20 protein-coding genes and 1 pseudogene are annotated in these 25737 nt (G+C 70.4%); 15 read left to right on the top strand and 6 right to left on the bottom strand.

Going from position 1 to position 25737, the window contains the following annotated elements:
- The first annotated feature begins 44 nt into the window (after positions 1–44).
- The gene (locus F9C11_RS35690; protein ID WP_409181769.1) at positions 45–467 is read left to right on the top strand and encodes a hypothetical protein; all 423 of its coding nucleotides are present in this window, start codon (positions 45–47) and stop codon (positions 465–467) included.
- Positions 468–1008: 541 nt separating this feature from the next.
- Here the strand turns inward: F9C11_RS35690 and F9C11_RS35685 are convergent.
- On the bottom strand, positions 1009–2940 hold the full coding sequence (locus F9C11_RS35685) for an ABC1 kinase family protein (RefSeq protein ID WP_409181768.1): 1932 nt from the start codon (positions 2938–2940) through the stop codon (positions 1009–1011).
- A gap of 173 nt (positions 2941–3113) precedes the next feature.
- Here F9C11_RS35685 and F9C11_RS35680 point away from each other — a divergent pair, with 173 nt between their 5' ends.
- The 3 genes from F9C11_RS35680 to F9C11_RS35670 all read left to right on the top strand — a co-directional run bounded on the left by F9C11_RS35680 (position 3114) and on the right by F9C11_RS35670 (position 5927).
- Positions 3114–3656 (top strand): snapalysin family zinc-dependent metalloprotease, encoded by a 543-nt coding sequence (locus F9C11_RS35680; RefSeq protein WP_409181767.1) that lies wholly within the window; start codon positions 3114–3116, stop codon positions 3654–3656.
- 427 nt (positions 3657–4083) lie between these two features.
- Complete coding sequence (locus F9C11_RS35675; RefSeq protein ID WP_409181766.1) at positions 4084–5283, top strand: sensor histidine kinase; 1200 nt, start codon at positions 4084–4086, stop codon at positions 5281–5283.
- Positions 5280–5927 (top strand): response regulator, encoded by a 648-nt coding sequence (locus F9C11_RS35670; protein WP_409181765.1) that lies wholly within the window; start codon positions 5280–5282, stop codon positions 5925–5927. Before F9C11_RS35675 ends, F9C11_RS35670 begins: the two co-directional genes overlap by 4 nt.
- Here F9C11_RS35670 and F9C11_RS35665 read toward each other — a convergent pair.
- Both F9C11_RS35665 and F9C11_RS35660 read right to left on the bottom strand, forming a co-directional pair.
- Positions 5911–7590 carry a GGDEF domain-containing protein gene (locus tag F9C11_RS35665; RefSeq protein WP_409181764.1) on the bottom strand — a complete coding sequence of 560 codons (1680 nt, stop codon included), beginning with the start codon at positions 7588–7590 and terminating at the stop codon, positions 5911–5913. The two genes, F9C11_RS35670 and F9C11_RS35665, sit on opposite strands and share 17 nt — an antisense overlap.
- A 145-nt stretch (positions 7591–7735) precedes the next feature.
- Positions 7736–8842 (bottom strand): lycopene cyclase family protein, encoded by a 1107-nt coding sequence (locus F9C11_RS35660; RefSeq protein WP_409181763.1) that lies wholly within the window; start codon positions 8840–8842, stop codon positions 7736–7738.
- Between the two features lie 38 nt (positions 8843–8880).
- Here F9C11_RS35660 and F9C11_RS35655 point away from each other — a divergent pair, with 38 nt between their 5' ends.
- The 6 genes and pseudogenes from F9C11_RS35655 to F9C11_RS35630 all read left to right on the top strand — a co-directional run bounded on the left by F9C11_RS35655 (position 8881) and on the right by F9C11_RS35630 (position 16434).
- Positions 8881–10443 (top strand): deoxyguanosinetriphosphate triphosphohydrolase family protein, encoded by a 1563-nt coding sequence (locus F9C11_RS35655; protein ID WP_409181762.1) that lies wholly within the window; start codon positions 8881–8883, stop codon positions 10441–10443.
- Between the two features lie 41 nt (positions 10444–10484).
- Entirely contained in the window at positions 10485–10976 is a 492-nt protein-coding gene (locus tag F9C11_RS35650; RefSeq protein ID WP_409181761.1) for a GNAT family N-acetyltransferase, read from the top strand.
- A 321-nt stretch (positions 10977–11297) separates the two neighbouring features.
- Complete coding sequence (locus F9C11_RS35645; protein ID WP_409181760.1) at positions 11298–14102, top strand: S8 family serine peptidase; 2805 nt, start codon at positions 11298–11300, stop codon at positions 14100–14102.
- Between the two features lie 305 nt (positions 14103–14407).
- Positions 14408–14995, top strand: a pseudogene (locus F9C11_RS35640) (ATP-binding cassette domain-containing protein); the annotation flags it as partial.
- Positions 14996–15070: 75 nt separating this feature from the next.
- Positions 15071–16045, top strand: coding sequence for an ABC-F family ATP-binding cassette domain-containing protein (locus F9C11_RS35635; RefSeq protein ID WP_409187042.1), 975 nt, complete (start codon positions 15071–15073; stop codon positions 16043–16045).
- Between the two features lie 179 nt (positions 16046–16224).
- On the top strand, positions 16225–16434 hold the full coding sequence (locus F9C11_RS35630; RefSeq protein WP_003071237.1) for a helix-turn-helix domain-containing protein: 210 nt from the start codon (positions 16225–16227) through the stop codon (positions 16432–16434).
- Here F9C11_RS35630 and F9C11_RS35625 read toward each other — a convergent pair.
- Positions 16421–17731, bottom strand: coding sequence for a glycosyltransferase 87 family protein (locus F9C11_RS35625; RefSeq protein ID WP_409187041.1), 1311 nt, complete (start codon positions 17729–17731; stop codon positions 16421–16423). The two genes, F9C11_RS35630 and F9C11_RS35625, sit on opposite strands and share 14 nt — an antisense overlap.
- Positions 17732–17957: 226 nt before the next feature.
- On the opposite strand from F9C11_RS35625, the gene F9C11_RS35620 reads away from it, so the two are divergent.
- Positions 17958–19823: an ABC transporter ATP-binding protein gene (locus tag F9C11_RS35620; protein ID WP_409181759.1), complete on the top strand. Its 1866-nt coding sequence runs from the start codon at positions 17958–17960 to the stop codon at positions 19821–19823.
- Between the two features lie 54 nt (positions 19824–19877).
- Here F9C11_RS35620 and F9C11_RS35615 read toward each other — a convergent pair whose 3' ends face one another.
- The gene (locus F9C11_RS35615; RefSeq protein WP_409181758.1) at positions 19878–20606 is read right to left on the bottom strand and encodes a sugar isomerase domain-containing protein; all 729 of its coding nucleotides are present in this window, start codon (positions 20604–20606) and stop codon (positions 19878–19880) included.
- An 81-nt stretch (positions 20607–20687) separates the two neighbouring features.
- Between F9C11_RS35615 and F9C11_RS35610 the strand changes: the two genes are divergently transcribed.
- From F9C11_RS35610 to F9C11_RS35595, 4 genes are all read left to right on the top strand, one after another.
- Positions 20688–21413 carry an alpha/beta hydrolase gene (locus F9C11_RS35610; protein WP_409187040.1) on the top strand — a complete coding sequence of 242 codons (726 nt, stop codon included), beginning with the start codon at positions 20688–20690 and terminating at the stop codon, positions 21411–21413.
- Positions 21414–21502: 89 nt separating this feature from the next.
- Positions 21503–22765, top strand: a complete 1263-nt coding sequence (locus tag F9C11_RS35605; protein ID WP_409181757.1) for a class I SAM-dependent methyltransferase — start codon at positions 21503–21505, stop codon at positions 22763–22765.
- Positions 22766–22870: 105 nt separating this feature from the next.
- Entirely contained in the window at positions 22871–24064 is a 1194-nt protein-coding gene (locus F9C11_RS35600; protein WP_409181756.1) for an LCP family protein, read from the top strand.
- Between the two features lie 76 nt (positions 24065–24140).
- Positions 24141–24665, top strand: a complete 525-nt coding sequence (locus F9C11_RS35595; RefSeq protein WP_409181755.1) for a GNAT family N-acetyltransferase — start codon at positions 24141–24143, stop codon at positions 24663–24665.
- A 291-nt stretch (positions 24666–24956) separates the two neighbouring features.
- Here the strand turns inward: F9C11_RS35595 and F9C11_RS35590 are convergent, their stop codons facing one another.
- Positions 24957–25430 (bottom strand): hypothetical protein, encoded by a 474-nt coding sequence (locus F9C11_RS35590; protein ID WP_409181754.1) that lies wholly within the window; start codon positions 25428–25430, stop codon positions 24957–24959.
- Positions 25431–25737 lie beyond the last annotated feature (307 nt).

Genomic DNA, 25737 nt, shown 5'->3' with positions numbered 1-25737 from the left:
GCGGAACGCCGGTTTCTGTCGGGGCCGGGTGCTATCACTGAGCGATGACCGAATCTGTCTCTGAATCCGCGCTCGAAGCCGAAGAAAGACCCAGCCGCGGCCTGGCCGTGGGAGCGGTGTCGGTGGCCGCGGTGAGTTTCGCGCTCGCGGTGCTGACCTGGCTGGCCTGGCTGCTGGTCCGGCCCCGGCTGCTGATCAGCGGGGTGTATCCGATCGTGGCCGAGGTATTCGTCCTCGTGCTCGGCGCCCTGTGGTTCCTGGCGCTGCTGGCCGGAGTGCTGGCGACCGTGCTGGGCCTGCTCGGCGGAGGACGCCGCCACGGCGGAGACCTGGCCCGCACGGGCGCACTGCTGGGCGGGCTGACGATGGTGGTGGCGCTGGCCGGAACGGTCGCGTTCACGGTGAGCCCCGGCCCCTCGCCGATGTATCCCGCCGGACGGCCGCTCAATTCGATCATCCGCGAGTGAGTGGTGTATAACGACCTATACGGCGGCGGAGGTTCCATTCTTCCCGGATGAAGCCGGGCCGCGTGACGGATCCGCGGTTCTGGTTCGAGGCTCACGAGGCGAACGAGGGTTTCCCGCGGCTGTTGTCGGATTCTGGTGCGCTTGCCCGCGCTGCGGGACGACGCGAGCGGTGACCTGATCGGCGGCGATGACGTGTGCTGCGGCGACGGGAATGCCGGGCGGGCCCGTCTCTACGCGAGTGGTGACCGGTCTTCGCGCGAGCGCGTTCGGCGACGGGTGGAGTGGACGTTCCGGCGGGGTCGGTGAGCAGGCGTCCTTTCCGGCGAGAGTGCTGCGGGGTGGGGTTTCCTGGCTGGCGGCTGGCGGGACATCGCGGATGCCTCCCGGTAGCGCAGGCCGCGGAGCGGTGCCTTGTCCGCAGGATGCGGAGTCGTCTCGGCGACCGGGAATCTGTGCTGGGGCAGGCAGATCCCGGTGAACCACCGCGTTCGCCGCCGGATTCCTGGAGCGGCCGGGCCGGATCACCGCCGGAGCGGGGGTCTCATCGGGTCCGCCGGTCTGATCGGGACCGTCGTCCGGAGCGCCGGAAGACGACGAACAGCAGCCGCAGTCCTGCCAGTGCGCTGATCATCAGCAGGTTGTAGCCGAACACTTGATTCAGCGTCAGCCCGGGCACCAGCTGCGGGCCGCTCGAACTGGCCAGCAGCAGCACGGCCATGAGCCCGGTCGCGATGCCGACCAGGGCCAGCAGCACCTCGTGCACCAGGCCGGTCACCAGGTCGCGGTCGCGTTCGTCGGAGAACAGCCGCACGTTCACCGACAGCCGGCCTTCTTCCAGTGCCGCGCCGATCCGGTCGACGCGGCGCGGCAGGCGGCGGAGCACCGGCAGCAGGGCGGTGAACTCGTCGGTGACGGTGCGGCGCACCGTTTCCGGGCGCAGGCCGATGCGTTCGGCGGCGAACGCGCGGGATTCGGCGACCAGATCGAAGTCCGGGGCCAGCGTCGCGAGCGTGCCTTCCATGGTCGCCAGCGCCCGGAACACCGCGGCGATCGGCGGCGGGACGGCCAGGCGGAAGTCGGCGACGACGCGGAACAGGCCGGTGAACAGGTCGAGACCGGGCGTCCGGCCGGGGCCGAAGTGCCGGGCGAGCAGGGCTCCCAGCGCGCGTTCCAGGCGTTGTTCGTCGAGGTCGTCGGGGCGGTGGACGATCTCCAGCAGCCCGTCGCGGACGCCGGCCGGGTCGCCGCGGTCGATGGCGGGCAGCAGTGCTTGCAGGCCGGCGCGCAGGCCGGTGTCGAGGCGGCCGACGGAGCCGAAGTCGAGCAGGCCGAGGGTGCCGTCTTCGAGCAGCAGAACGTTGCCCGGGTGCGGATCCGCGTGGAAGACCCCGCCCAGCAGCACCTGGTCGAGCAGGCCGCGCAGAAAAGTACGGGCGAGTTCTTCGCGGGAGCATTCGGGACCGGCGGAAAGCGGTTTGCCGTCGAGCCTTCGCATCACCAGAACGCGCTCCGTGGACAGTGCTTTGTGGACAGTCGGCAGCGTGACGCCGGGGATCGGATGCCCGGCGATCGCTGCGATGTTCGCGGCTTCGGTGCGGAAATCGAGTTCGTCCTCAAGGGATTGCGCGAATCCGTCGGCCAGTTCCAGCACCCCGAGCGAGCGCGCCCAGTCCGCGCGTTCGTGCAGCACGGCGGCGAGGCGGCGGACGATGTCGATGTCGCGTTCCACCTGCTCGCGGATCCCGGGCCGCTGCACCTTCACGACGACCTCGGCGCCGGACCGCAGCCGCGCGCCGTAAACCTGCGCGATCGACGCCGCGGCAAGGGGTTCGTCGTCGAGGTGGGCGAACGCGGCGAGGTCGATTTCCTCGCTCAGCACCGCGCGCACCTCGGCTTCGGGCGCGGGCGGAACCTGGTCGTGCAGCTTGCTGAGTTCGCGGATGTACACCGGCGGCAGGAGATCCGCGCGCGTCGAGAGCAACTGGCCGAGCTTCACGAACGTCACGCCGGCTTCTTCGAGGGCCAGCCGCAGCGACCGCGCGAGCTTCGCCGAACCGTCGGGGTCCGCGGTGCGGCGGCCGGTGAGGAACGAACCCAGACCGTGGCGGATCGCGATGCGCATGATCCGCGAGTAACGACGGGCGCGGGCCGCGCGGGACCGCAGTGACCGCATCCGGGCGAACAATCCGGATCCACCGGACGGAATCGCGAGTTCGGCGACGAAGAGGACCAGCAGGGTCACCGCGAGCGCGCTGCCCGCGAGCGGGATCAGCAGTCCGACCGCGACACCCGGGGCGGTCAGCACGGCCAGCGGGAACGTCTGGATCACGGTGCCCGCGACGAGCCAGCCCGCCAGCGCGGCGCCGAGCGCCCGGACGAGACCGACGCGCACCCCGAGCACCTTCCGGGCCGCCGCGACCAGCGGCCACAGCACGACGACGTAGGCCAGCAGGCCGAGCAGCAGCGTTTGCATGCCGACGAGCACACCAGCGCGGCCGCTTCCGCGGATCCAGCCGCGGCGGGACGGGCCTCCCTCCCGGGAGGGAGCGCCCTACTTTCGGACGTAGTCGCCCGTGGTGGTGAACTTCTAACGTCATCGAGCGGACAACGGGTTGCTTGCTTTCTCGACGAGGTACGGAGGACACGATGCACGCACGAGGGTTCCGGCGGATCGCCGCACTGGCCATGGGCGCCGCCGCTCCGCTCGGCCTGGGCCTGGCGACCGCACCCGCCGCGTCCGCCGCCGCGGCGACCACTGTCTACTACAGCTCGGCCGGCGCGCCGGACTACGTCTCCCAGATCGACCAGGGCGCGGCGAACTGGAACGCCGCGGTCAGCGACGTGCATCTGGTGAAGGACGAGGGCAAGGCCACGATCGTCATCCACGAGGTGCACAGCGGCGGCTCGTACACGCAGACCGACGGACACGGCAACGGCGACGTCTACCTGGACACGAGCCAGGTCGCCGAGGGCTACGACCCGACCCGCATCGCCGCGCACGAACTCGGCCACAACCTCGGCTTGCCGGACCACTACGAGGGTCCGTGCACCGAGCTGATGTCAGGGCACGGGCCGGGCACGTCGTGCACCAACGCGAAGCCGGACGCGCAGGAGTCGGCGAAGGTGCAGCAGTTGTGGGCCAACGGATTCCGCTTCGAGGGCACGCGGGTGACCAAGACTGTCTACTGAGGACCTCGGGAGTGCTGGCGCCGGTGAGAACCGGCGCCAGCACTCACACGCCAGTAACCCTCCGGGAAACCCGCCTGCGACACCGGTTTCGCCTCGCTCAGCACCGAAATCCGCAACCGGGCCGCGGCGAACGCGCCGGTCATCGCGTACAGCGGCCGGTCCCAGGATCGCATCGGCGTGGTGCGGCCCCGGCCGGTCGATGCAGCAAGCGGAGCCCCGCAGGCAAATTCGAGAAGAGCCAGCCCCAGCCGTGCGGCAAGCGCTAGTCGGCGATGGTGCCGAACGCGTGCGGCACCACATCGCGCGTGGACAACACGTCCGCGGCCGACGCCAAGCGGTATCGGCCAGAGCCGACTGCCGGAAACCCGGCGGCAGGGTCCCGCTCGGGAGGGAAGCGCCCGCCGGGGCCGCCTGTCAGGATTGGCGGGTGCGTTTCTTCCGTCCGCTGGTCAGCGGGGTCACCTATCGCCGATGGGTGTACTTGATCCTCGGCGCCGCGCTCAGCGTGCCGTACCTGCTGCTCGCGATGGTCGCGATGCCGTCGCTGGTGCCGTTCGCCACGACGATGGGCTGGGCGAGCCTCTCCGGGTTCGTCGTGATGCTCGTGGTGCTGGCCGCGACCGCGTTCCTGCCCGCGGTGCGGGTGCTGGAGGCGGCGGCGGTGCGGGAACTGCTCGCCCAGCCCGCGCCGGGACGCGGACGGGTGCGGTGCGCGGCGATGTTCGTGCTGCACGTCGTCGCGGGCCTGTGCACCGGGCTGGCGACGCTCGCGGTGCCGGCCGGGTTCGGGTTCGCGATCAACGCGGTCTTCACCGGTCGGCTTGTCGACATGCCGGATTTCCGGCTGACGGTTCCGCGAGGCTGGGCTTCGGCGTGGCTGCCCGCGGCGTTCGTGCTGGCTTTCGTCGTGCTGATCTACGTCGTGTGGGGCGTCGGCGGAGTGCTGCGCCGCGTGGCGGCCCGGTTGCTCGGCTGGTCCGCCGCCGAACGGATCGCGCAGCTCGAACGCCGCACCGACCAGCTCGCCGAACGCACCCGGCTTGCGCGCGAGCTCCACGATTCCGTCGGCCACGCGCTTTCCGTGGTCACGGTGCAAGCCGGGGCCGCGCGGCGGACCTTGCACAGCGATCCGGGTTTCACCGAGGAAGCGCTCACCGCGATCGAGGAATCCGCTCGCACCGCGCTCGACGACCTCGACCACGTGCTCGGCCTGCTCCGCGACGAAGCCCGCGACCGGACGCCGCACGCGGGCCTCGCCAACCTGCCCGCGTTGATCACCGTGACGCAGCAGTCCGGCACGGAGTGCCGTCTCGAAGTGGAGGGCGATCTCGCGAAAGTGCCCGCGGTGGTTTCCCGCGAGGTGTACCGGATCCTGCAGGAATGCCTCACCAACGCGGTGCGGTACGCGGGCCGGGCGCCGGTCACCGTCGCGTTGGCCGTCGCGGACGGACGGCTGCGGGCCGCGGTCGCGAACCCGCTCGGCTCGGCCCGGCCGTCGCGCGCCCGCGGCGGACGCGGGCTGCGGGGCATGGCGGAGCGGGCGGAACTGGTGGGTGGCAAGCTGTCTGCGGGACCGGCGGGCGAAAACTGGGAGGTCGTGGTGACGGTGCCGTGGGGGAACCGGTGAGCGTGCGGGTCCTGCTGGTGGACGACGAGCGGCTGATCCGGGCCGGGCTGCGCGCGATCGTGGACAGCGAACCGGACCTGACCGTGGTCGGCGAGGCATCCGACGGCGCCGAGGTGCCCGGGCTGGTCGGCCAGCTGCGTCCGGACGTCGTGCTGATGGACGTGCGAATGCCCGCGGTGGACGGGATTCGCGCGACCGAACACCTTTTGTCCACTGTGGACAATCCGCCGAAGGTGATCGTGGTGACCACCTTCGAAAACGACGACTACGTCTACGACGCGTTGCTCGCCGGGGCGAGCGGATTCCTGCTGAAACGCGCTCGTCCGGAGGAGATCGTCGCCGGGATCCGCACGGTGCTGGCGGGGGATTCGCTGCTGTTCCCGGCGGCGATCCGGAGCATGGCCGCGCGGCGTTCGCCCGCGCCTTCCGCAGCGCCGCTGGATTTCCTGACCGAGCGGGAGCGAGACGTGCTGCGGTTGATGGCGGCGGGTCTGTCCAATGGGGAGATTGCCGCGGAGTTGTTTCTCGGCCTGCAGACGGTGAAGACGCATGTGGGGAATGTGCTGTCGAAGCTGGGCGCGCGGGACCGGACGCAGGCGGTGATCCGGGCTTACGAGTCGGGGTTCGTCAGGCCGAGCGGCTGATCGCGACGTCCCGGCCGATGCCGCGCAGCACTTCGACGCGGTCGCTGCCCGGGCGGCTGAGGACCCAGCTCGAACCGGGGACCGCTTTGGCGCGTTTCTTCAGCGGGGCGAGGAGGCGGGAAGCGTCCCGATAGGACGGGATCGAGCCGCTGCCGCACACCAGCGTGGCCAGGGAGACGGTGACCGGCAGGCCCTCGGCGGACCACTGCGTGTCCAGCAGAGCCGCGGCGACCGTGCCGATTTCGTCCACGTCGCACACGATCAGGAAGTCGTCGCCGCCGACGTGGCTCACGCGCATCCTCGGCAGCCGCCGGGCGAGGTCGGTGAGGGTTTCGCCCAGCGCGCGGATCAGGTCGTCGCCCGCGGCGAAACCGGCGTTGTCGTTGACCGACTTGAACGCGTCGACGTCCAGCCACGCCGCCACGAACTGCTCGCCGCTCGCGATCCGGCGTTCGACGTCGCGCGCCGCCGCTTCGCTGCCCGGCAACCGGGTGAGCGGGCTGAGCGTGACCGCCTCCTCGACCTTCGCCTCGGCGACCCCGCGCACGACCTCGGTCACCAGAACCACGCCGAGACAGCGGCCGGTCGAGTCGACCACCACGACGTCGTCGCCGGTGCGGCCCCAGTCGGCGTCGGTGACCAGTTCGAGGAATTCCAGCGCGCTCGCGCCCGCCTCGATCAGGTGCGGTTTGTCCGCCAGCCGCGCCGCGGGCCGCTTCGCGTGCAGGGCGTGGCCGTACGGGCCGGTGATGGTCACGAGGAACCGCGTGCGGTCGACCGACCACTGTGGACGGTTGTCCGCGTCGACGCCGACCACGCCGCTCGGCGCGTCGGCGGCGGCGAGCACCTCGCGGACGTCGTCGCAGGTCGCGTCGACCGGCAAGGTCGTGGCCGGGCGCAGGAAATCGCCGACGCGCGGGGCTTGCGGCGGCGCGGGCGTGCGCCGGTCCTCCGGGAGGACCGCGCCGGAGGCGGACGCGGACCGGTGCGCGGCGGGCGGCGCGAGCAGGTTGCCCTGCGCGATCCGGACGCCGAGGGCCTGCGCCGCGTCGAGCTGCGACTCGGTCTCGATCCCGGTCGCGACCAGCCGGATGTTCGTGCGCGTCGTGTAGTGCAGCAGTGCCTCGACGATCGCCGTCGACGCCGGGTCGCCGGGCAGGCCGCGCAGCACGCTGCGGTCGATTTTCACCAGGTCCACCGGCGACTGCGCGAGCAGCGCCAGCGGCAGGTCGCCGCGGCCGAGCCCGTCGAGCGCGAGCCGGAAGCCCTGTTCGGTGAGCGCGCGCATGCCGTCGAGCAGGCGGCCGGTGGGCAGGTGCGTGAACGGCGGCCCGACCTCCAGCACGACGTCGCGGGTGCGGCGGCCGGCCGCGCCGAGTTCGGCGATCAGCTCGGCGAAGGACTCCAGCGGCGACGCGAGCGTGCGCGCGGAGACGTTGAGGTGCAGCGGGAGCGCGCTGGGCCGCTCGGCTTCCTGGCGCACCGCGGCGGCGGCCAGCCCCAGGTCGACCTCGGTGAGCCGGCCCGCGCGCCGGGCCTCGGCGAGCAGTTCGTGCGCCGTGCCCCGGCCTGGCCGGGCCAGTGCTTCGTACGCGACGACTCCGCCGGTGTGCAAGCTGTACATCGGCTGGAAGGCGAATCGGACCGCACGCAGCGTCGTCACGGACGCGATACTGGCACCGTCGAAGGCGGCTGCGAAACCGTTGTCAGCTGATGTTCACCAGCGCGGCACTTTGGCCACCGGATCGGAGTAACAAAACGCTTTTCCCGTTCCCTCGATCGGGCACGGGAAAATTCCCGGCGCTCCCTCAGCCCAGCAGCCTCCGGCGGAGACCACCGGGCGCGGCGCGGAACAGGTTTGCCATGGTCGCGGCAGTGCCGGGCAGGTCGGCGCGGCCCGAGGTGAACGCTCGCTGCGCCGGGACCGGAAGAGCGAAGAACAGGTCGAAAAATTGCGCCGACTGAGCGGGTGACATTCCGCACAATGCACGGAGTCCGTGGCGGCGCAAGGCATGCACGGCACGGGCTTCGGGCGGCCACAATGCCTTCCGGGCCGCACTGGCGGCGGCCGGCGGACCCGCGTCGAACGAGTCCGCGAGAGCGTCCGCGACGCGAGGGGCGAGTTGCAGTGCGGTCGCGAGGCTGTAGCCGGTCGCCGGGTGCACGAGCGCGCCCGCGACCCCGAACGGCACCGCCTGTCCGCGCTTCGGCAGCGGCACGTCGAGCACGATCCGCACGCGTTCGACCCGGCCCGCGGGACGGATGCCCGCCGCTTTGAGCCGCGCGTGCAGCCGCTGGGCGAGTTCGGCCACCGGGAGCCCGGGCTTGCGGGCCAGGGAAGTCTCCTCGACCAGTACGGAGCCGTCGCCGAGCGGCAGCAGGTAGCGGAAGCTGCCGGTGCCGTCGCGCCAGTCCATGAACACCGCGGTGTCGGCCGGGGCCAGCCGTTCGGCCTGGTCCGCGGGAAGCACGAGCCCGTACGCGGTCTGCTCGGCGCGTGGGGCGCGCAGCTTGGGCGCGCCGGACGCGTCGACGAACACCGCCGCGGCCAGCCGTCGACCGTCGGCGAGCAGGACCGTCGAACCGTGCGGACCGTGTTCCGCGCCGGTCACCTTGCCTGGGACGACCTGGACCTTCGGTTCGGTGAGCCACTCGCGCAGCCCGGCGTTGTCGAGCACCCGATACGCCCGGTCGATGCGGTGCTCGCGGGTCCCGTAGGCCAGCGTCGTCGCCGGAGCCGCGGCGATCGCCTTGTCCGGCAGATCCGGCACTTCGTCCGCCCACAGTCCGTAAGTATTCGGCCACTTTCGGTGCGGATCCGGGTCGAGCACGGCCGTTTCCAGCCCTCGCCGGGCGCACGCGGCCGCCAGCGCCCGTCCGGCCGGGCCGCCGCCCGCCACCAGCACGTCGGTCATCCCGCAATCCTGCCGGACGGCCGGATACGGTGGGACACATGGACGAGACCGATCGCAGGGCAGCGCGCCGGGACCCGGCGAACGGGGCGGGCGGGTTCACCGACCTGGCGACCAGCCCGTTCCGCGTCGACCGCGACCGGATCACCGCGTCGCCGTTCTTCGCGCGGCTCGGCGGGGTCACCCAGGTGGTCAGCGCGGGTGGCGCCGGGCTGCTGCACAACCGGCTGACGCACAGCCTGAAGGTCGCGCAGGTCGCGCGCGGGATCGCGGAGCGGATCACCGGGTCGAGCGAGTCGGCCGAACTGGCCGCGAAACTCGGCGGCTGCGACCCGGACGCGTGCGAGGCCGCCGCGCTGGCGCACGACCTCGGGCATCCGCCGTTCGGGCATCTCGGCGAGCAGACCCTCGACCGGATCGCGCGGCACCGGTTCGGCCTCGCCGACGGGTTCGAGGGCAACGCGCAGTCGTTCCGGATCATCACGACGACGGACGTGCGCGGCCCGTCCTCGATCGGCCTGGACCTGACGACCGCGGTCCGTGCCGCGGTCCTGAAGTACCCGTGGGCCCGCCTGCACTACCCGCAGCCGCATCCGACCGAAATGCCGTTGCCTCCGCGAGGCGCCGCCGAACCCGAGGACGCTCCCGGCACCGGGGCGAGCAAGTTTTCCGCCTATGTCACGGAATTGGACGACTTCGCGCAGGCTCGGGCGCCGTTCGCCGGGCGGATCGAGCAGTGGCAGCAGACGGTGGAAGCGTCCGTTATGGACACTGCCGACGACATCGCGTACGCGATCCACGACCTGCAGGACTTCCACCGCATCGGCGTCCTGCAGCACGCGCCCGTCGCCGCCGAACTGGGGGAGTGGCTGGCGCACGCCGTCGAACTGGCCTCTTTGGACGACGCCCGGCTGACCGCGGAAATCCGCCGCCCAGGCCGTTCGCTGGAGCGGATGCGCCGCCGGATGCACCTGAAGGACAGCTGGATCGTGGACGACGACGCGTTCGCCGCGGCCGTCGCGCGCGTCCAGCGAGAACTGGTCGACGGCCTGCTCGCCGACGGTTTCGACGGTTCGACCGAAGCCGAGCAAGCGACCGCCGCGTTCTCGGCGAACTGGATGGCGCGGCTGGTGGACGGGGTTTTCGTGCTGCCGTCGCCGCCGATCCGGTCCGGCCACGTCTCGCTGCGGCCCGCGCAGTGGCACGAGGTGCAGGTCCTGAAGTTCGTCCACCGGCGGTTCGTGTTGCTGCGCCCCGATCTCGCCCTGCACCAGCGCGGTCAGGCCAGTCTGGTCACGACGTTGGTCGACGCGCTGGACGCGTGGCTCCTGGACCGCGACGAGGCCTCCCGCCTGCCGCGGCGGTTGCACGACCTGATGGAACTGGCGCGCAGCGAGTACTCGGACCTCGCCCGGACCGCGCCGGAGCTGCTGGTGGGCGCGACGGGCGAACGGATCGAGGGCGCGGACGCGGTGCGCGGGCTGGCCCGGGGCCGGGCGGTGGTGGACTTCGTGGCTTCGCTGACGGACAAACAGGCGGTGACCCTGCTGGAGGCGTTGTCCGGACGGTCGAGCCAGCCTTGGTCGGATTCCTTTGTGCTGTAAATAGGTTGCGCTCCCGGTGGTCCGCTGAGCACGGTAGGCGGATGTCGTTGACGATCCGGGAAGCCGGCGCCGGCGATTGGCCGGGGATCTGGCCGATCGTCCGGGACGTGGTGACCGAGCAGCAGACGTTCCCTTACGACCCGGCCATGACCGAATCCGAAGCCCGGCGGCAGTGGCTGGTCCCGGCCCCGGCGCGGGTGGTGGTCGCGGCCGACGGAGACCGGGTGCTGGGCACGGCGAACATGTACGCCAACCGGCCGGGTCCGGGCAGTCATGTCGCTTCGGGGAGCCTGATGGTGTCCCGTTCCGCACGCGGTTCGGGCGTCGGGCGGGCTTTGGCGGTGGACTTGATCGCCTGGGCGCGGCGGTCGGGGTTCGCGGCGATTCAGTTCAACGCGGTGGTCGAGACCAATGTGCACGCGATCCGGTTGTACGAGAGCCTGGGGTTCGTGACGCTGGGGGTCGCGCCGGGGGCGTTTCGGCATCCGATCGAGGGCCGGGTGGGGTTGCGCATCATGTGGCTGGAGCTGTGACTCGGTTCGGGAAGGCGCTCGGCTGCCAGGGCAGGCGATCGGCACGTATTGGCTCGGCCGCTTCGCACTGAGGCCGGCGCTGACTCGCGCAAGAGCGGAGGCAGGCTCCGCCGAACGGCCTACGACGTCCGGCGGGCTGCGGATATTGCCTGACCAACGTCACCCCAACGGCCGTTTTTCCCGGACAGAAGTGAGACTTAGCTGGATCCAGCCGGTGATCACCGGCGTTGGGCAGCGTGAGTCGGGGCACGCGGTGCGGGATCGGAGGCGCACGTGCGTCGTACTCGTTCACCCAGAGCCTCGGCCAGAAGACGGACGGGCGTGGTCGCCGCGGCGGTGCTTGCCGCCGGGCTGGCGGCCCCGCCCCTCGCGGATGCGCAGGAGTCCACTGTGGACTCAACGGCGAACAGGCAGATCGCCGCTTTGCAAGCGGTGAAAGCGGGACAGACCGCGGAAGAGTCCAAAATAGACAGCAAGCTGCTCGTCCAGGAGAAAATGCGCACGCGGAGCCTGAGTGCGGCCGCGTTGCCGGGAATCGCCAAAGTCGCCGACAAGGCGCTGGTGGACATCCGCGTCAAGAAGGTCAGCGACGGGCTCGTCAACGACTTGCGCGCGGCCGGGGCCGAGGTGCGGGCGGTGTCGAGTGCGGTGGCGAGCATTCGGGCCGAGGTGCCGTTGGCGGCGCTGCCGGAGATCGCGAAGCGCGGCGACGTGAAGCACGTCGAGACCGCGGACCAGGCGATGACTGCGCGGCAGCGGGAAAACAAAGACGGCACGGAAACGAAACAGCACAAGGCCGACCGCATTGATCGGCAGCTCAAGGAAGCGCTCGCAACCAAAACTCAGGTGGTCAGCGCGGGCGACCGGGCGCACAACGCGGACACCGCGCGCCAGCAGTTCGGCGTGACCGGCACCGGCGTGAAGGCGTGTGCGTTGTCCGACGGGGTCGATTCCCTGGAGGTTTCCCGCACCAAGGGCGAGCTTCCGGCGGTCGATGTCCTGACCGGGCAAGCGGGCAGCGGCGACGAGGGCACCGCGATGCTCGAGATCATCCACGACCTCGCCCCGAACGCGAAGCTCGGTTTCGCGACGGCCTTCACCTCGGACGCGAGTTTCGCCGACAACATCCGCAAGCTCCGGTTCGAAGCGCATTGCGACGTCATCGTCGACGACGTCATTTACTTCAAGGAATCCCCGTTCCAGGACTGGATCATCGCGCAAGCGGTGAACGACGTGACGGCCGACGGCGCGCTCTACTTTTCCTCCGCGGGCAACGAAGGCAACGTCGCGGACGGAACCGCGGCGCACTGGGAAGGCGATTTCGTCGATTCGGGCGTTCCGATCGGCAAATTCGCCGGCACCGCGCACAACTTCGCCGGTGCGGCCGGAAGACAGATCTTCGAGCCGGTCTCGGACGCGTCGTCGGCCAACATCCCGGTGACGCTGCACTGGTCGGACCCGATCGGCGCGGCCGCCGACGACTACGACCTCTACCTCCTCGACGCGCGCGGCAACGTCGTGAGCTTCAGCCAGGACGTCCAGAACGGCACCCAGGACCCGTACGAGCAGCTGGCCACCCCGTTCTTCGGCGGCACCGGGCTGCGGCTCGCCGTGGTGAAGTTCTCCGGGGCCAGCCGGTATCTCTCGCTGACCGCGTTCGGCAGCCGGTTCCGCGACTCCGCCGACGGGCTCAAGGCGTACTCCACGCCCGGCGCGGTGGTGGGCCACGCCGCGGCGCGCAAGGCGTTCGCGGTCGCCGCGGCGCCGGCCGAGGCTGCGTTCGGGCGGCCGCTCGAACCGGGCGACCCGGCGAACCCGGCCGGACCGTATCCGGCGGCGTATTCGGCTGCCAGCAAGGCGGAACGGTTCAGCTCGGACGGTCCGCGACGCGTGTTCTACGAGGCCAACGGCACGCCGATCACGCCGGGCGACGTGTCGTCGACCGGGGGAGAGGTCCGGCAGAAGCCGGAAATCACCGCGGCCGACGGCGTGCACACTTCGGTGAGCGGGTTCGACCCGTTCTTCGGCACCTCGGCTGCCGCACCGCACGCGGCCGCGATCGCGAGCCTCGTGCTGTCCGGCAACCCCGGACTGTCCTCTTCGGACATTCGCGAGGCATTCCTGAAGACCGCCGTGGACATCGAAGCGCCGGGCACGGACAACCTCACCGGTGCCGGCGTGTTGTTGGCGGACAAGGTTCTGGCCTACACCGGAGCCAGCCCGCAGCCGTACGCGGAAGCGGGGCAGCCGACGGTCCGCGGAGCCAACGGCGGCAGCACGCTCAACCCCGGCGACACCGCGACGGTCACGCTGCCGGTGAAAAACAACGGCGACGGCACTGCGGTGTCTACGAGCGTCGTGCTCACCTCGCCGACCCAGGGCGTCACGATCGAGCCGCGGGCGAAGTCGTACGGCACGATCAGTCCCGGGCAGACCGGAATCAACGACTTCACCGTCACGGTTCCGGCCAGCCAGCAGCTCGGCTCGCCGGTGGTGCTCACCGCGAAGGTGACTTTCGCGGGCTCGTACTCGCCGCGCACCAGCTCGTTCTCGCTGCCGGTCGGCACGCCGTCGCCGGTCTCGCAGGCGTTCGCCTACGCCGGTCCGGCGGTCGCGATCCCGGACAACTCGCCGCTCGGCGCGTCGGTTCCGCTCGTGGTGAGCGGCGTCGGTCCCGCGGCGAAGGTGTCGCTCTCGATTGACGGCACCGCCTGCACCACGGCGGAGAAGGCGACCACGGTCGGCATCGACCACACCTACGTCAACGACCTGGTCGGCACGCTGACCTCGCCGTCCGGCGCGACGGCGACGCTGTTCCAGCGGGGCGGCGGCAGCGGCAACAACCTGTGCCAGGTCGTGTTCGACGATTCCGCGACCAAGCTGTTCAGCTCGGCCGGATCCGCGGACGCGCCGTTCACCGGCGCCTACCGGCCGGTCACGCGGCAGAGCCAGCCGGGCGTCTCGGCGGACGGCACGTGGACGTTGAAGGTCGTCGACACCACCGGCGGCGACACCGGTTCGATCCGCAGCGTTTCGCTGCATGTCAACGGGTACGTGGCTGCCGGGCGTCCGGCGGACGTGCACAAGACGGTGACCGCGGGGCCGGTGCGGCCTCAGCTCGCCTGAGGGATACGGGGCCGTCGCAGCGCGCGGCGGCCCCGCATCGTTGTCCTGTTTGGACTGTTGTGCACTCGAGGCGAACGCCCCGGGCCGGCCGCAGCGACCCCCGCCGCGGAGCTGGCGGTGCGCGATCCGGCAGCGGGACCCGAGTGAATCCGGACACGGCCGGGAAAACCGTTCGACGCCGACCCGTACACTGGATACGTGGTCAACAGGGCATTGGTGCGGATCCAGAGAGAGTAGCCGCCCGCCCCGCATCGCACGCGGTGCCGGGGCGCTCCAGCACGTCCATCTGACCGCCCCCGTCTCCGGGAGTTCTCTTGATCACGGCCACTGGCCTTGAGCTGCGCGCCGGTTCGCGCATCCTGCTCAACGGCGCCACCCTCCGCATCCAGTCCGGCGACCGCATCGGCCTCGTCGGCCGCAACGGCGCGGGCAAGACCACCTCGCTGAAAGTCCTCGCGGGCGAGGGCGAGCCGCACGCCGGCGACGTCCGCCGCAGCGGCGAACTCGGCTATCTGCCGCAGGACCCGCGCGAGGGCGACCTGTCGGTCACCGCGAAGGACCGCGTGCTGTCCGCGCGCGGCCTCGACACCCTGCTGCGCGACATGGAAAAGGCGCAGACCGCGATGTCCGAGCTGGTCGACGACAAGCAGCGGGACAAGGCGATCAACCGCTACGCGCGGCTCGAGGAGCGGTTCTCCTCGCTCGGCGGGTACGCCGCGGAGAGCGAGGCGGCGCGGATCTGCTCGAACCTCGGCCTCGCCGACCGCATCCTCTCCCAGACGCTCAGCACGCTGTCCGGCGGCCAGCGCCGCCGCGTCGAGCTGGCCCGGATCCTGTTCGCCGCCGCCGAGGCGGGAGCCGGCGGCAAATCCGAGACGATCCTGCTGCTGGACGAGCCGACCAACCACCTCGACGCCGATTCGATCAACTGGCTGCGCGGCTTCCTCAAGCAGCACGACGGCGGGCTCGTGGTGATCAGCCACGACGTCGAACTGCTCGGCGACGTCGTGAACAAGGTGTGGTTCCTCGACGCCACGCGCGGCGAGATCGACATCTACAACATGAGCTGGCAGCGCTACCTCGACGCGCGCGCCACCGACGAGAAGCGCCGCCGCCGCGAGCGCGCGAACGCCGAGAAGAAGGCGTCCGCGCTGCAGGCGCAGGCCGCGAAGCTCGGCGCGAAGGCGACCAAGGCCGTCGCGGCCAAGAACATGGCCCGGCGCGCGGAGCAGATGCTGTCCTCGCTCGACGAGACGCGCCAGGCGGACAAGGTCGCCCGGATCAAGTTCCCGGACCCGGCCCCGTGCGGGCGCACGCCGCTGACCGCCGACGGATTGTCCAAGTCGTACGGTTCGCTCGAGATCTTCACCGGCGTCGATCTGGCCATCGACCGCGGCTCGAAGGTCGTGGTGCTCGGATTGAACGGAGCCGGAAAGACGACATTGCTCCGGCTGCTCGGCGGAATGGAAACCCCGGACACCGGATCCGTCGAACCGGGTCACGGATTGCGGTTGGGCTATTACGCACAGGAACACGAAACGCTCGACCACGAAGCGTCGGTGTGGGAAAACATCCGCCATCTCGCGCCGGACACCGGCGCGCAGGAGCTGCGGAACCTGCTCGGCTCGTTCCTCTTCACCGGCGAACAGCTCGACCAGCCCGCCGGAACGCTGTCCGGCGGCGAGAAGACCCGGCTCGCGCTCGCTGGACTCGTGTCCAGCCAAGCCAATGTGCTGCTGCTGGACGAGCCGACGAACAACCTGGACCCGGCCAGCCGCGCCCAGGTTCTCGACGCGCTGCGCAGCTTCGCCGGCGCGGTCGTGCTGGTGACGCACGACCCGGGCGCGGTCGAGGCGCTCGAACCCGAACGCGTGATCCTGCTTCCGGACGGAACCGAGGACCACTGGTCGGCGGATTATCTCGAGCTTGTCCAGCTTGCCTGACCGAGTGCGTCCGTTCGGGTGCTTACCGTGTCGGCGAAAGCACTGGAATGGCCCAATGTGATCGCGGTTTCGATCGTTTTACGGCTGTCGTCTGGCAATCCGGCGCGTAGTGTTCGATCATTGCCCCGGCAGGGGCCGCGAATGGCCCGGAACAACCACTCGGCGGGAAGGCGATCGACGTGGCTGATCTCAAGAAAGGCGCGCGGATCACCGGCAACACGCGCGACAAGCTGGCCGCTGACCTGAAGAAGAAATACGAGAAGGGCTCGAGCATCCGGGCGCTGGCGGAATCCACCGGACGGTCCTACGGGTTCGTCCACCGGGTTCTGTCGGAGTCCGGGGTCCAGCTGCGGGGGCGCGGCGGGGCCACGCGGGTCAAGAAGAAGTAGCGTCAGCGCGGCCGCTGCGCGGGGGGCGCACGGTCGGTCCGGAGGCCCGGAAGGTCAGCGCGGCTCCGAGGAGTACCAGCGGGTACACGAGGTAGCCGTACCGGGTGGCCGGGGTAAGCAGGATCAACGCGCCGAGTCCGACGGCGGTTCGCGTCAGTGCAGCGGATCCCGTCGCGGGGGGCCGGCGCGCCAGCCAGAGCAGCATCGCCGCCGCCGCGACGCCCACCAGCACCAGGGAAACCACGGTGCCTGCCGGTCCGGTCTGGGCGATCAGGTGCCCGGGAAGCGGGCTCGCCGCGGGGGAGCGGACCGCGCCCATGCCGAGCGGGAAGCGGATCACGTGCTCGGTGAACGCCGCCGGGTTCGCCAGGTACACCGGCAGATGCAGCGCGATCGTCGCCGCGGCCAGCGCGGCCGCGAAGCGACCTGTTGCCGCCCAAGGATTTTCGCCGCGAGCGCGCCGGTAAACGAATACCGCGAGCACCGCGGCCGCCGGCGCGACGATGAGTTTCGCGCTGATCACCAGCGCCAGCACGAACCCGGTCCATCCGGGACGCCCGGTCGCGGCGAGCGCGAACGTCAGCACGAGCAGGCCCACGATCGCGAGGTCCGGACCGGCCACCGCCCAGGTCAGCGCGGTGAGCGGGCACGCGATCGCGAGCTGTGCGGCGAAAACCGGAATGCGAGGCCGGTTCAGCAACCGCCAGGACGCGTACGCGCAGAGCACCGCGGCGAGCGCGAACATCCAGCGCGCGTCGGTCAGTGCATTGAGGACCGGAGTGCCGCCGAACACCGCGCGCGGCAGCCCGAAAACGGTCATCACCGGGCCGTACGGCGTGTAGTCGTTCACCTCCGGTGCGCGGCCGAGCGCGGCGAAGTCGACGTACGGGGTTCCGTTCCGCAGCAAGAGATCCGCGCTGCGTTCGATCACCCACACCTCGGGCTGCGCGGCCCAGGAGAACGGGGTGATCAGCCAGTCCGTTCCGGTCAGCCGGCGGATTACCAGCATCAGCAACGGCGCGCACATCGCGAGCACGACAACCGCGCCGATACCGATCCAGCGCGACCCGAATTTGCCGTTAGTTTGCATTCCGCGGCGCGCGGAAATCGTCAGCCAGGCGCTGTGCGCGGCCGCCAATCCGTATCCGGCGACCGCGAAATCGCCCCAGATCCGGTAGCCGTAGAACTCCGAAGCGAGCGCGGTGCCGAGCGCGAAGGCGAAGCAGCCGAGATAAAAGACGAGATCCCACGCGGCGACCCGCACCGGATGGGCCGCCTCGCCGCGCGCAGGGGCCATCAGCAGTTGCACCCGCGTTTCCTCCCCGGTTCGCCGACCCCGAAACGCCAGGCTACCGAGGCGGGCCGCGCCGCCCGTGCCCCGGCCCGGTCGCGGCGCCCCCGGGGAGAATCGGCCCCGGTTCCCGGGGTCGGGAAGAATGCCGCTCGCCCCGGTGTTGTGCTGGGCATCTCCGGAAAAAAGTTCAACTAAACTAGAGGTTTTTCACGAGCTGGGGGACACTCCAATGGACAACACCTGGGCGCTGCTGAGCTCCGCGATGCGGGCGGGCGACGCGCCGAAAGCGCTGACCAGGGGCACCGTCCGCCGGGTCGCGCGGTTCGCCCGGCCGCACTGGAAGCGGCTGCTGGCCTTCCTGGTGCTCACCGTGGTCTCGGCGGTGCTGGCGGTGACGACGCCGGTGCTCGCGGGCAAGGTGGTCGACGCGATCGTCGGCGGGCACGAGCTGGACGTGGTGATCTGGCTGTCGGTGGTGATCGCGGCGCTGGCGATCCTCGACGCCGGGTTCGGCCTCGCCGAACGCTGGCAGTCGGCGCGGATCGGCGAGGGCATCATCTACGACCTGCGCGTGGCGGTGTTCGAGCACGTGCAGAAGCTGCCCATCGCGTTCTTCACCCGCACCCGCACCGGTGCGCTGGTCAGCAGGCTCAACAACGACGTGATCGGCGCGCAGCGCACGTTCACCGCGACTTTGTCCGGTTTGGTCACCAACGTGATCCAGCTGGCGCTGTCGCTGGTGGTGATGATGTCGCTCTCCTGGCAGGTGACGCTCGTCGCGCTGGTCCTGCTGCCGATTTTCGTCCTGCCCGCCCGGCGGCTCGGCCGCCGCATGGCCGGGCTGCAGCGCGAGGCCGCGCAGCTCAACGCCGGGATGACCACGCAGATGACCGAACGCTTCTCCGCGCCGGGGGCCACGCTGGTGAAGCTCTTCGGCAGGCCGCGCCAGGAGGTCGCCGACTTCGGCCTCCGCGCCGGGCGGGTGCGCGACATCGGCGTGCGCACCGCGATGCTGACGCGCTGGTTCATGACCAGCCTGACGCTCGTGTCCGCGCTGGCGCAGGCGCTGGTCTACGGCCTCGGCGGCTACCTGGCGCTCACCGGGAAGCTCGAACCGGGCACTGTGGTGGCGCTGGCGCTGCTGCTGACCCGGCTGTACACGCCGCTGACCGCGCTCGCGAACGTGCGCGTGGACGTGATGACCGCACTGGTGTCGTTCGAGCGGGTCTTCGAGGTGCTCGACCTGGAGCCGATGATCAAGGAGCCGGCCGAGCCGAAGAAGCTGCCCGAGGGCGGGGTTTCGGTCGAGTTCTCGGACGTGAGGTTCGGGTACCCGGCGGCGGACAAGTTCTCGCTCGCCTCGCTGGAGGACGTGGCCACTTTGGACACCCGGGGCGGCGACGAGGTGCTGCACGGCATCAGCTTCCGCGCGGAAGCCGGGCACATGGTCGCGCTGGTCGGTTCGTCCGGGGCGGGCAAGTCGACGATCGCTTCGCTGCTGCCGCGGCTGTACGACGCGGACGCCGGTTCGGTCCGGCTGTCCGATGTGGACGTCAAGGACCTGAGTTTCGCCTCGCTGCGCGAAACCGTCGGCGTGGTGACCCAGGACGGGCACCTGTTCCACGACACGATCCGGGCCAACCTGAGCTACGCGCGTCCGGGCGTCACGGACGACGAGATCTGGGCCGCGCTGGAGAAGGCCCGGCTGGGCGATCTGGTGCACTCGCTGCCGGATGGACTGGACACGACCGTCGGCGAGCGCGGCTACCGGCTCTCCGGCGGTGAACGGCAGCGGCTCACCATCGCCCGGTTGCTGCTGGCGCAGCCGAAGGTCGTGGTGCTGGACGAGGCGACCGCCCACCTGGATTCGGAATCCGAGGCCGCGGTGGGCGAAGCGCTCACCGGCGCGCTGGAAGGCCGGACGTCGCTGGTGATCGCGCACCGGCTGTCGACCGTGCGGGCGGCGGATCTGATCCTCGTGGTGGAAAACGGGAACATCGTGGAACGCGGCACGCACGAGGAGCTGCTGGCGCTCGAGGGGCGGTACGCGGAGCTGTACCACACGCAGTTCTCGGAGGAGCCTGCGGCGGCGTAGGGGGCTCGTGAGTGTTGATCACGGTTCTAACCGTGATCAACACTCACGACGTCCTCAGCGCAGGGCAGGCACCCGAGGCTCGTACTTGGCCAGCAGCGCCGCGTTCGCCGCGTCGCCACCCTCCACATTGGAGCTGCGCCACAGCGGAACGTCGAGCCCCTCGGCGGTTCCCCGGTCGTAAACCTCGGCCAGAATCAGATTCCACAGGAACGCATTGACCACAGTGGACAGCGGCCCGGTGCGCGGCGCGGACGCCGGATAGCTGGCGTCGCCGGGAATCACCAGCGAATCCAGCACCACAGTGCCTTCTTCGACGAGCGTCGTGGCGGACCGCCGCGGCGCCGCGGCCACGCAAGCCCGCGAGGTCACGGCAATCACCGCGGCACCCCGCCGGCGCGCGCCGGCGGCCAGTTCGACCGGGTACGGATTCACGCCAGAGGTGGAAAACACGACCAGCACGTCGTCCGGTCCCGGCGCGCGTTCGGCCAGCACCTCCTCGGCGAGGCCGGAGCGGCGCTCGGTGCGCGTGCTCTTCTGCGCGCCGTGCAGCGGCAGCAGTTCCGGGTGGTACAGCGGATACACGCAGGCGAGCCCGCCCGCGCGGTAGAACGTCTCGGCGACCGCCGCGAGCGAATGCCCGGCGCCGGCGGTGAAGACCAGCGCGTCGGCCCGGATCACCCCCAGCAGCAGATCGGCGGCGGCGGACACCTGCGCGGCGTTGGCCTCCGCGGCCGCCGCAAGCTGGTCCGAAGTGCTCTTCACGAGATCCGTGGCGCTCACCACACCTGCCCTTCCTCGCGGGTCCGGGCACCGAATCTATCGGGTGGACACGCTTCGTGGTGGATTACCGTGGAGTTGATCGGAATGGGGGTGCCGGTGAACGGGAAACGGCAAGGCGGCCAGGCGGATCCGGCCGTGCGGGTGTGGCGGGCCCCCGGGCAGACCCGCGCGGTGGCGCTCGTGTTGCACGGCGGGGCCGAACGCAGCACGGCGGTCGTCCAGCCGTGGCGGCTGGCGTATCAGCGGATGGTGCCGCTGGCCCGCTCGCTGCACCGCGCCGGACGGCGGCACGGTCTCGAAGTCCAGCTGATGCGCAACCGGCTGTACGGCTGGAACGGGCGGATGGAAAGCCCGGTGCCGGACGCGCGCTGGGCCCTGGAACGAATTCGCGCCGACCATCCCGGGCTGCCGGTGGTCCTCGTCGGCCACTCGATGGGCGGCCGGGTCGCGCTGCGCGTCGCCGACGATCCGGCGGTGACCGGCGTGTGCGCGCTGGCCCCGTGGACGCCCCGTGGCGAGCCGGTGGACGCCGTGGCGGGCCGCGCGGTGCTGATCGCGCACGGCACTCGCGACCGGATGACCTCGCCCGCCGAGTCCTACGCGTTCGCCGCGCGCGCCCGCGAGGTCACCGACCTGGTGGCGCGGTTCGAGATCGCCGGGGAAGGCCATTCGATGCTGCGCCGTCCCGCGGTCTGGACCCGGCTGATGTGTGCTTTCACACTGGACCGGATCGGAGTGGGCGAGACGGACGAGACTCTTCGGCAGGCCTGGTCCCGCCCTTCCGGCGACCGGCTGCGCATCCCGGGGTAACCGGAGGACGCGGCCCGGTCGCGAAGGCACCCGGGACGAAGCGGGAATATCATGGGGAAGGGCTCGCAAGCCCGTTCGGAGGGAGTGTCTTGTCCACGTCACGAGTCGATCCGGCAGCGGTCTCAGCGGCCTCGCAGCCGGTGCCCGACGAATCCCGATGGCCCGGCCTCGCCACGCCGCCGCATTCGCCGCTGCGGGCTCGCGCGGCCGAGGCACTGTTCCGGCACGCGGTGAAGTCGCTGGCCGTGCGGGTCACGTTCCCGGACGGCACGGTGCTCGGCGCGGGCGGCCCAGACGCGCCGGAAATGCGCATCCACCGGCCGGCGGCGTTCTTCCACCGGCTCGGAGCCGACGCGAAGATCGGCTTCGGCGAGGCGTACCTGGTCGGCGACTGGACCGCGGAAGACCTGGCCGGCGTGCTGACGCCGTTCGCCGAGCGGCTGGCCACGCTCGTGCCGCCGTTCCTGCAGCGGTTCCGCCGGTTCGCCGAGCGGATGCAGCCGTCCGAGGAAGAGAACACGATCGAGGGCGCGCGGTCGAACATCCACCGGCACTACGACCTGTCGAACGACCTGTTCAGCGCGTTCCTGGACGAGTCGATGATGTACTCCTCGGCGCTGTTCGGACCGGGGGACACGCTCACCCAGGCGCAGCACCGAAAGCTCGACAGCGTGCTCGACTACGCGGGCGTGCGCGAAGGCAGCGAGGTGCTGGAAATCGGTACCGGATGGGGTGAACTGTCCATCCGGGCGGCCTCGCGCGGCGCGAAGGTCACGTCGCTGACCATCTCGCAGGAGCAGAAGGTGCTCGCCGACGCGCGGATCGCCGAGGCGGGCTTCTCCGACCGCGTCGACGTGCGGCTGTGCGACTACCGCGAGGCCACCGGCGAGTACGACTCGGTGGTCAGCGTGGAGATGATCGAGGCGGTCGGCGCGTCCTACTGGCCCACGTTCTTCTCCACGATCGGCAAGCGGCTGCGCCCGGGCGGGCGGTTCGGCCTGCAGGCGATCACCATGGACCACGACCGGATGCTGGCCTCGGCCAAGTCCTACACGTGGATCCACAAGTACGTCTTCCCCGGCGGCATCATCCCGTCGGTGCAGGCGATCGAGGACGGGATGCGCGAGAACACCCGGCTGAAGCTGGCCGGGATGCGCGAGTTCGGCCAGGACTACGCCCGCACCCTCAAGCTGTGGCGGGAGCGGTTCCAGCAGCGCTGGGACGACATCCGCGGCTTCGGGTTCGACGACGTGTTCCGCCGGATGTGGGAGTTCTACCTGGCCTACTCCGAGGCCGGGTTCCGGTCCGGGCATCTGAAGGTCCACCAGTTCGGGTTCGCCGACCCGCGCTGAGCCCGGCTCTCCCCGCCGGGACAACCCGCGTAGGGTCCCGCACGTCCACCGCAGGAGGACCGCGCGGGACCGCGCGGCCGCACACCGGATCGGGGAGACAGGCCCATGACGTACGGAGGCGACGACGGCAGGCGGCGGATGCCGCCCCGGCCACCGCAGCCCCCCGCACGCCCGCGCCAGCAGCAGCGGGCGCAGATGCTGCCGCTGCCGGGGAGAGGGCAGAGCCCGTATGACGCCCGCACCCGGCCGATGGGCGCCCGCGGCGAGGCCCCGGCCCCGCCGCCCGCGCCGCCGCGGCAGGACCCGCCGGAATACGGCGGCAGGCAGCCGCGCCCGCGCCGTCGCCGCCGGTGGAGCGTCGGCAAGGTCCTGATGACGCTGCTGATCGTGTTCGTGCTGTTCGTCGGCGCGATCTGGGCGTACCTGGAGTTCAGCATCAACCGGGTGGACGCGATCGGCGACTACTCCGGGCGCCCGGCCGCGGCGTCGGGCACGAACTGGCTGATCGTCGGGTCGGACAGCCGCCAGGGCCTGACCGCGGAGGACGAGGAGCGGCTGGCCACCGGCGACACCGGCGAAGCGGGCGGGCAGCGCACCGACACGATCATGATCGCGCACCTCCCGGACAATTCGACGAAGCCGACGCTGCTCAGCCTTCCGCGCGACTCGCAGGTGAAGATCCCCGGCCACGGCACGAGCAAAATCAACGCCGCGTTCGCGCTCGGCGGGCCGAAACTGCTGGTCCAGACGGTCGAACAGGCCACCGGCCTGCGCATGGACCACTACGCGGAGATCGGCTTCGGCGGCTTCGCGAAGATCGTCGACGCGATCGGCGGGGTCGACATGTGCATCGACAAGGACATGAACGACACGATGACCGGCATCGAGATCAAGGCGGGCTGCCAGCAGCTCGACGGCCGGCAGGCGCTCGGGTTCGTCCGGATGCGGCACAGCGACGCGACGCCGCGCTCGGACCTCGACCGGGTGGCGAACCAGCGCAAGTTCATCGGCGCGCTGGTGAGCCAGGTGGCGAGCCCCGGGACCCTGCTGAACCCGTTCGACTTCTTCCCGCTGCTGGGCTCCGCGCCGGACGCGCTGACCATGGACACCGGCGACCACGTGCACAACCTGGCCGGCCTGGCGATCGCGATGCGCGGAATCTCGTCCGACGGGGTCACGACCACGACGGTGCCGCTCACCGACGCTTCGGCGCAGCACTGGGACAAGAAGAAGTCGGGCCAGCTGTTCGACGCGCTGAAGAACGACACCGAGGTGCCTCCGGACGTCGTGGTGAACTGAGGTTTCTGTCGAGGGACGGCGGCGGCTCGCGGAAATTCGGGAGCCTGCCGCCGTTTCTGCTGTCAAGATGGCGCGCATGGAAACTCTCACCGACGGCGTGATCACCCTCGTCCGCTGGCGCCCGGAACACCGGGACGCACAGGTGGCGGCTGTGGTGGGATCCCTGGACCACCTGGCCGCCTGGATGCCCTGGGCGATCGACGGTTACGACCAGGCCAAGGGAGAGGAGTTCCTGGCGCGCGCGGTTTCGCAGTGGGAGAGCGGCGAGGAATACAACTACGCGATCTTCTCGCCGGACGGCGAACTGGCGGGCAGCTGCGGCCTGATGCTGCGCGGGGACGGCTGGGAGATCGGGTACTGGCTCGCTCAGAGCCAAACGGGCAAGGGGTATGTGACGCGGGCTAGCGCGTTGCTGGTGGAGCTGGCTTGGAAGCTGGACGCTCCGCATGTGGTGATCAAGCACGATTCGGAGAATGTGCGCAGCGGCGCGGTCCCGGCTCGGCTGGGGTTTTCGAAGGTGGGGGAGGAGAAGGCGGAAGGGGTGATTCCGTCGGCTTGCAGCGGGGTGAATGTGGTGTGGCGGCTCGACCGGCCCGCGTGAGGCTGATGGTGTCGGCGGGTTTGCGCGCCCCAATGGGGCATTGGGTGCGTCAGATGCGCCCAATGCAAAGCATCTTTTGGTTACCTACTTGTGACCTGCGACTTCACGAGCCAGGACCGGTTGACGCGGGAGCCATGCCTGCCGCCCGCCCAGGCCCGGCGTCCCGAACAGCCACACGTTCGGCCAGAGCATCCGACTCGGGGCCGCATCGGACCAGGTTGAGAGCTAAGGATCTACCGCAAAGTCGCGGTTGGCACGCTGGAAGCGGTGTTCGCGCCCGTGCAGAGGCTCTCAGGGCTTGGGCTCAGACGAGGGAGCACTTTGGGGCCATGCGCAAGGAGAGTCGACCCCGAGGTTCAGTCGCCCGTCCGGCGTCGCTTGCATTCCCATCAGGTAGCCATCACGTCGAGCATTGACAAATAGATCTTTTGGCCGATCGTCTGTTTCAAGGTTCCAGCCGTTACTGGTCCACCAACGCGCGAGCGCATCGAAATAGGCGTTATTCCGCGCATGATCGAGTCCTTCGACCCAAAAGCTTACGCTCGCATGAACTTGCCCAGTTGGCCGGTCGCTGGCGTCAGTGCAAGGAAGCTGCGGAACGTAATCATCCGCCAGCTTGTACCCAGCAGGAAAGACGGCCGCAGCGGCGGCATGAACCGAGTTCAGCGCGACCTCTCGCGCCTGATCGAAAGAAAGTGGTGATTCCACCTTGTCACCGTTTCCGCAGGAAGTAAGAGAGAACACAAGGCAGGCCATGAGCGCCATGACTGCTCGCTGATGTCGCGAACCGAATTTACGCGACCGGAGGGAGTAAATCATGGATGCCTTCCCGCGATAATGCTGCCCATCGACTTTAGTGATTCTGACCGAGGAAGCCAGTAGTCGCTGTGGGAGGTGGCCGGGTTTCCGGGGTCGGAGTCGAATCGTTGTCCACCGAACCATCCGGTGGTGGGGTCGGGGCCGAGGGGGTCGACGCCGTCGGCGATGGGGTTGTCGAAGTTGGTGAAGACGGGGACGGGTCCCGGCCGCCGTACCCGGGCGGCGATTCGCTCTCGGTCGCGTTGGCCGGGCC

The sequence above is a fragment of the Amycolatopsis sp. VS8301801F10 genome (genome assembly GCF_046195355.1).
GTDB lineage: Bacteria > Actinomycetota > Actinomycetes > Mycobacteriales > Pseudonocardiaceae > Amycolatopsis.
This window is presented reverse-complemented; position numbering and strand designations above follow the sequence as displayed.

Excerpts from the sequence above, each read along its gene's own strand:
- F9C11_RS35690 (WP_409181769.1), top strand. The coding sequence starts at position 45 with ATGACCGAATCTGTCTCTGAATCCGCGCTCGAAGCCGAAGAAAGACCC.
- F9C11_RS35685 (WP_409181768.1), bottom strand. The coding sequence starts at position 2,940 with ATGCAAACGCTGCTGCTCGGCCTGCTGGCCTACGTCGTCGTGCTGTGG.
- F9C11_RS35680 (WP_409181767.1), top strand. The coding sequence starts at position 3,114 with ATGCACGCACGAGGGTTCCGGCGGATCGCCGCACTGGCCATGGGCGCC.
- F9C11_RS35660 (WP_409181763.1), bottom strand. The coding sequence starts at position 8,842 with ATGACCGACGTGCTGGTGGCGGGCGGCGGCCCGGCCGGACGGGCGCTG.
- F9C11_RS35655 (WP_409181762.1), top strand. The coding sequence starts at position 8,881 with ATGGACGAGACCGATCGCAGGGCAGCGCGCCGGGACCCGGCGAACGGG.
- F9C11_RS35650 (WP_409181761.1), top strand. The coding sequence starts at position 10,485 with ATGTCGTTGACGATCCGGGAAGCCGGCGCCGGCGATTGGCCGGGGATC.
- F9C11_RS35625 (WP_409187041.1), bottom strand. The coding sequence starts at position 17,731 with ATGGCCCCTGCGCGCGGCGAGGCGGCCCATCCGGTGCGGGTCGCCGCG.
- F9C11_RS35620 (WP_409181759.1), top strand. The coding sequence starts at position 17,958 with ATGGACAACACCTGGGCGCTGCTGAGCTCCGCGATGCGGGCGGGCGAC.
- F9C11_RS35610 (WP_409187040.1), top strand. The coding sequence starts at position 20,688 with ATGGGGGTGCCGGTGAACGGGAAACGGCAAGGCGGCCAGGCGGATCCG.
- F9C11_RS35600 (WP_409181756.1), top strand. The coding sequence starts at position 22,871 with ATGACGTACGGAGGCGACGACGGCAGGCGGCGGATGCCGCCCCGGCCA.
- F9C11_RS35595 (WP_409181755.1), top strand. The coding sequence starts at position 24,141 with ATGGAAACTCTCACCGACGGCGTGATCACCCTCGTCCGCTGGCGCCCG.
- F9C11_RS35590 (WP_409181754.1), bottom strand. The coding sequence starts at position 25,430 with ATGGCGCTCATGGCCTGCCTTGTGTTCTCTCTTACTTCCTGCGGAAAC.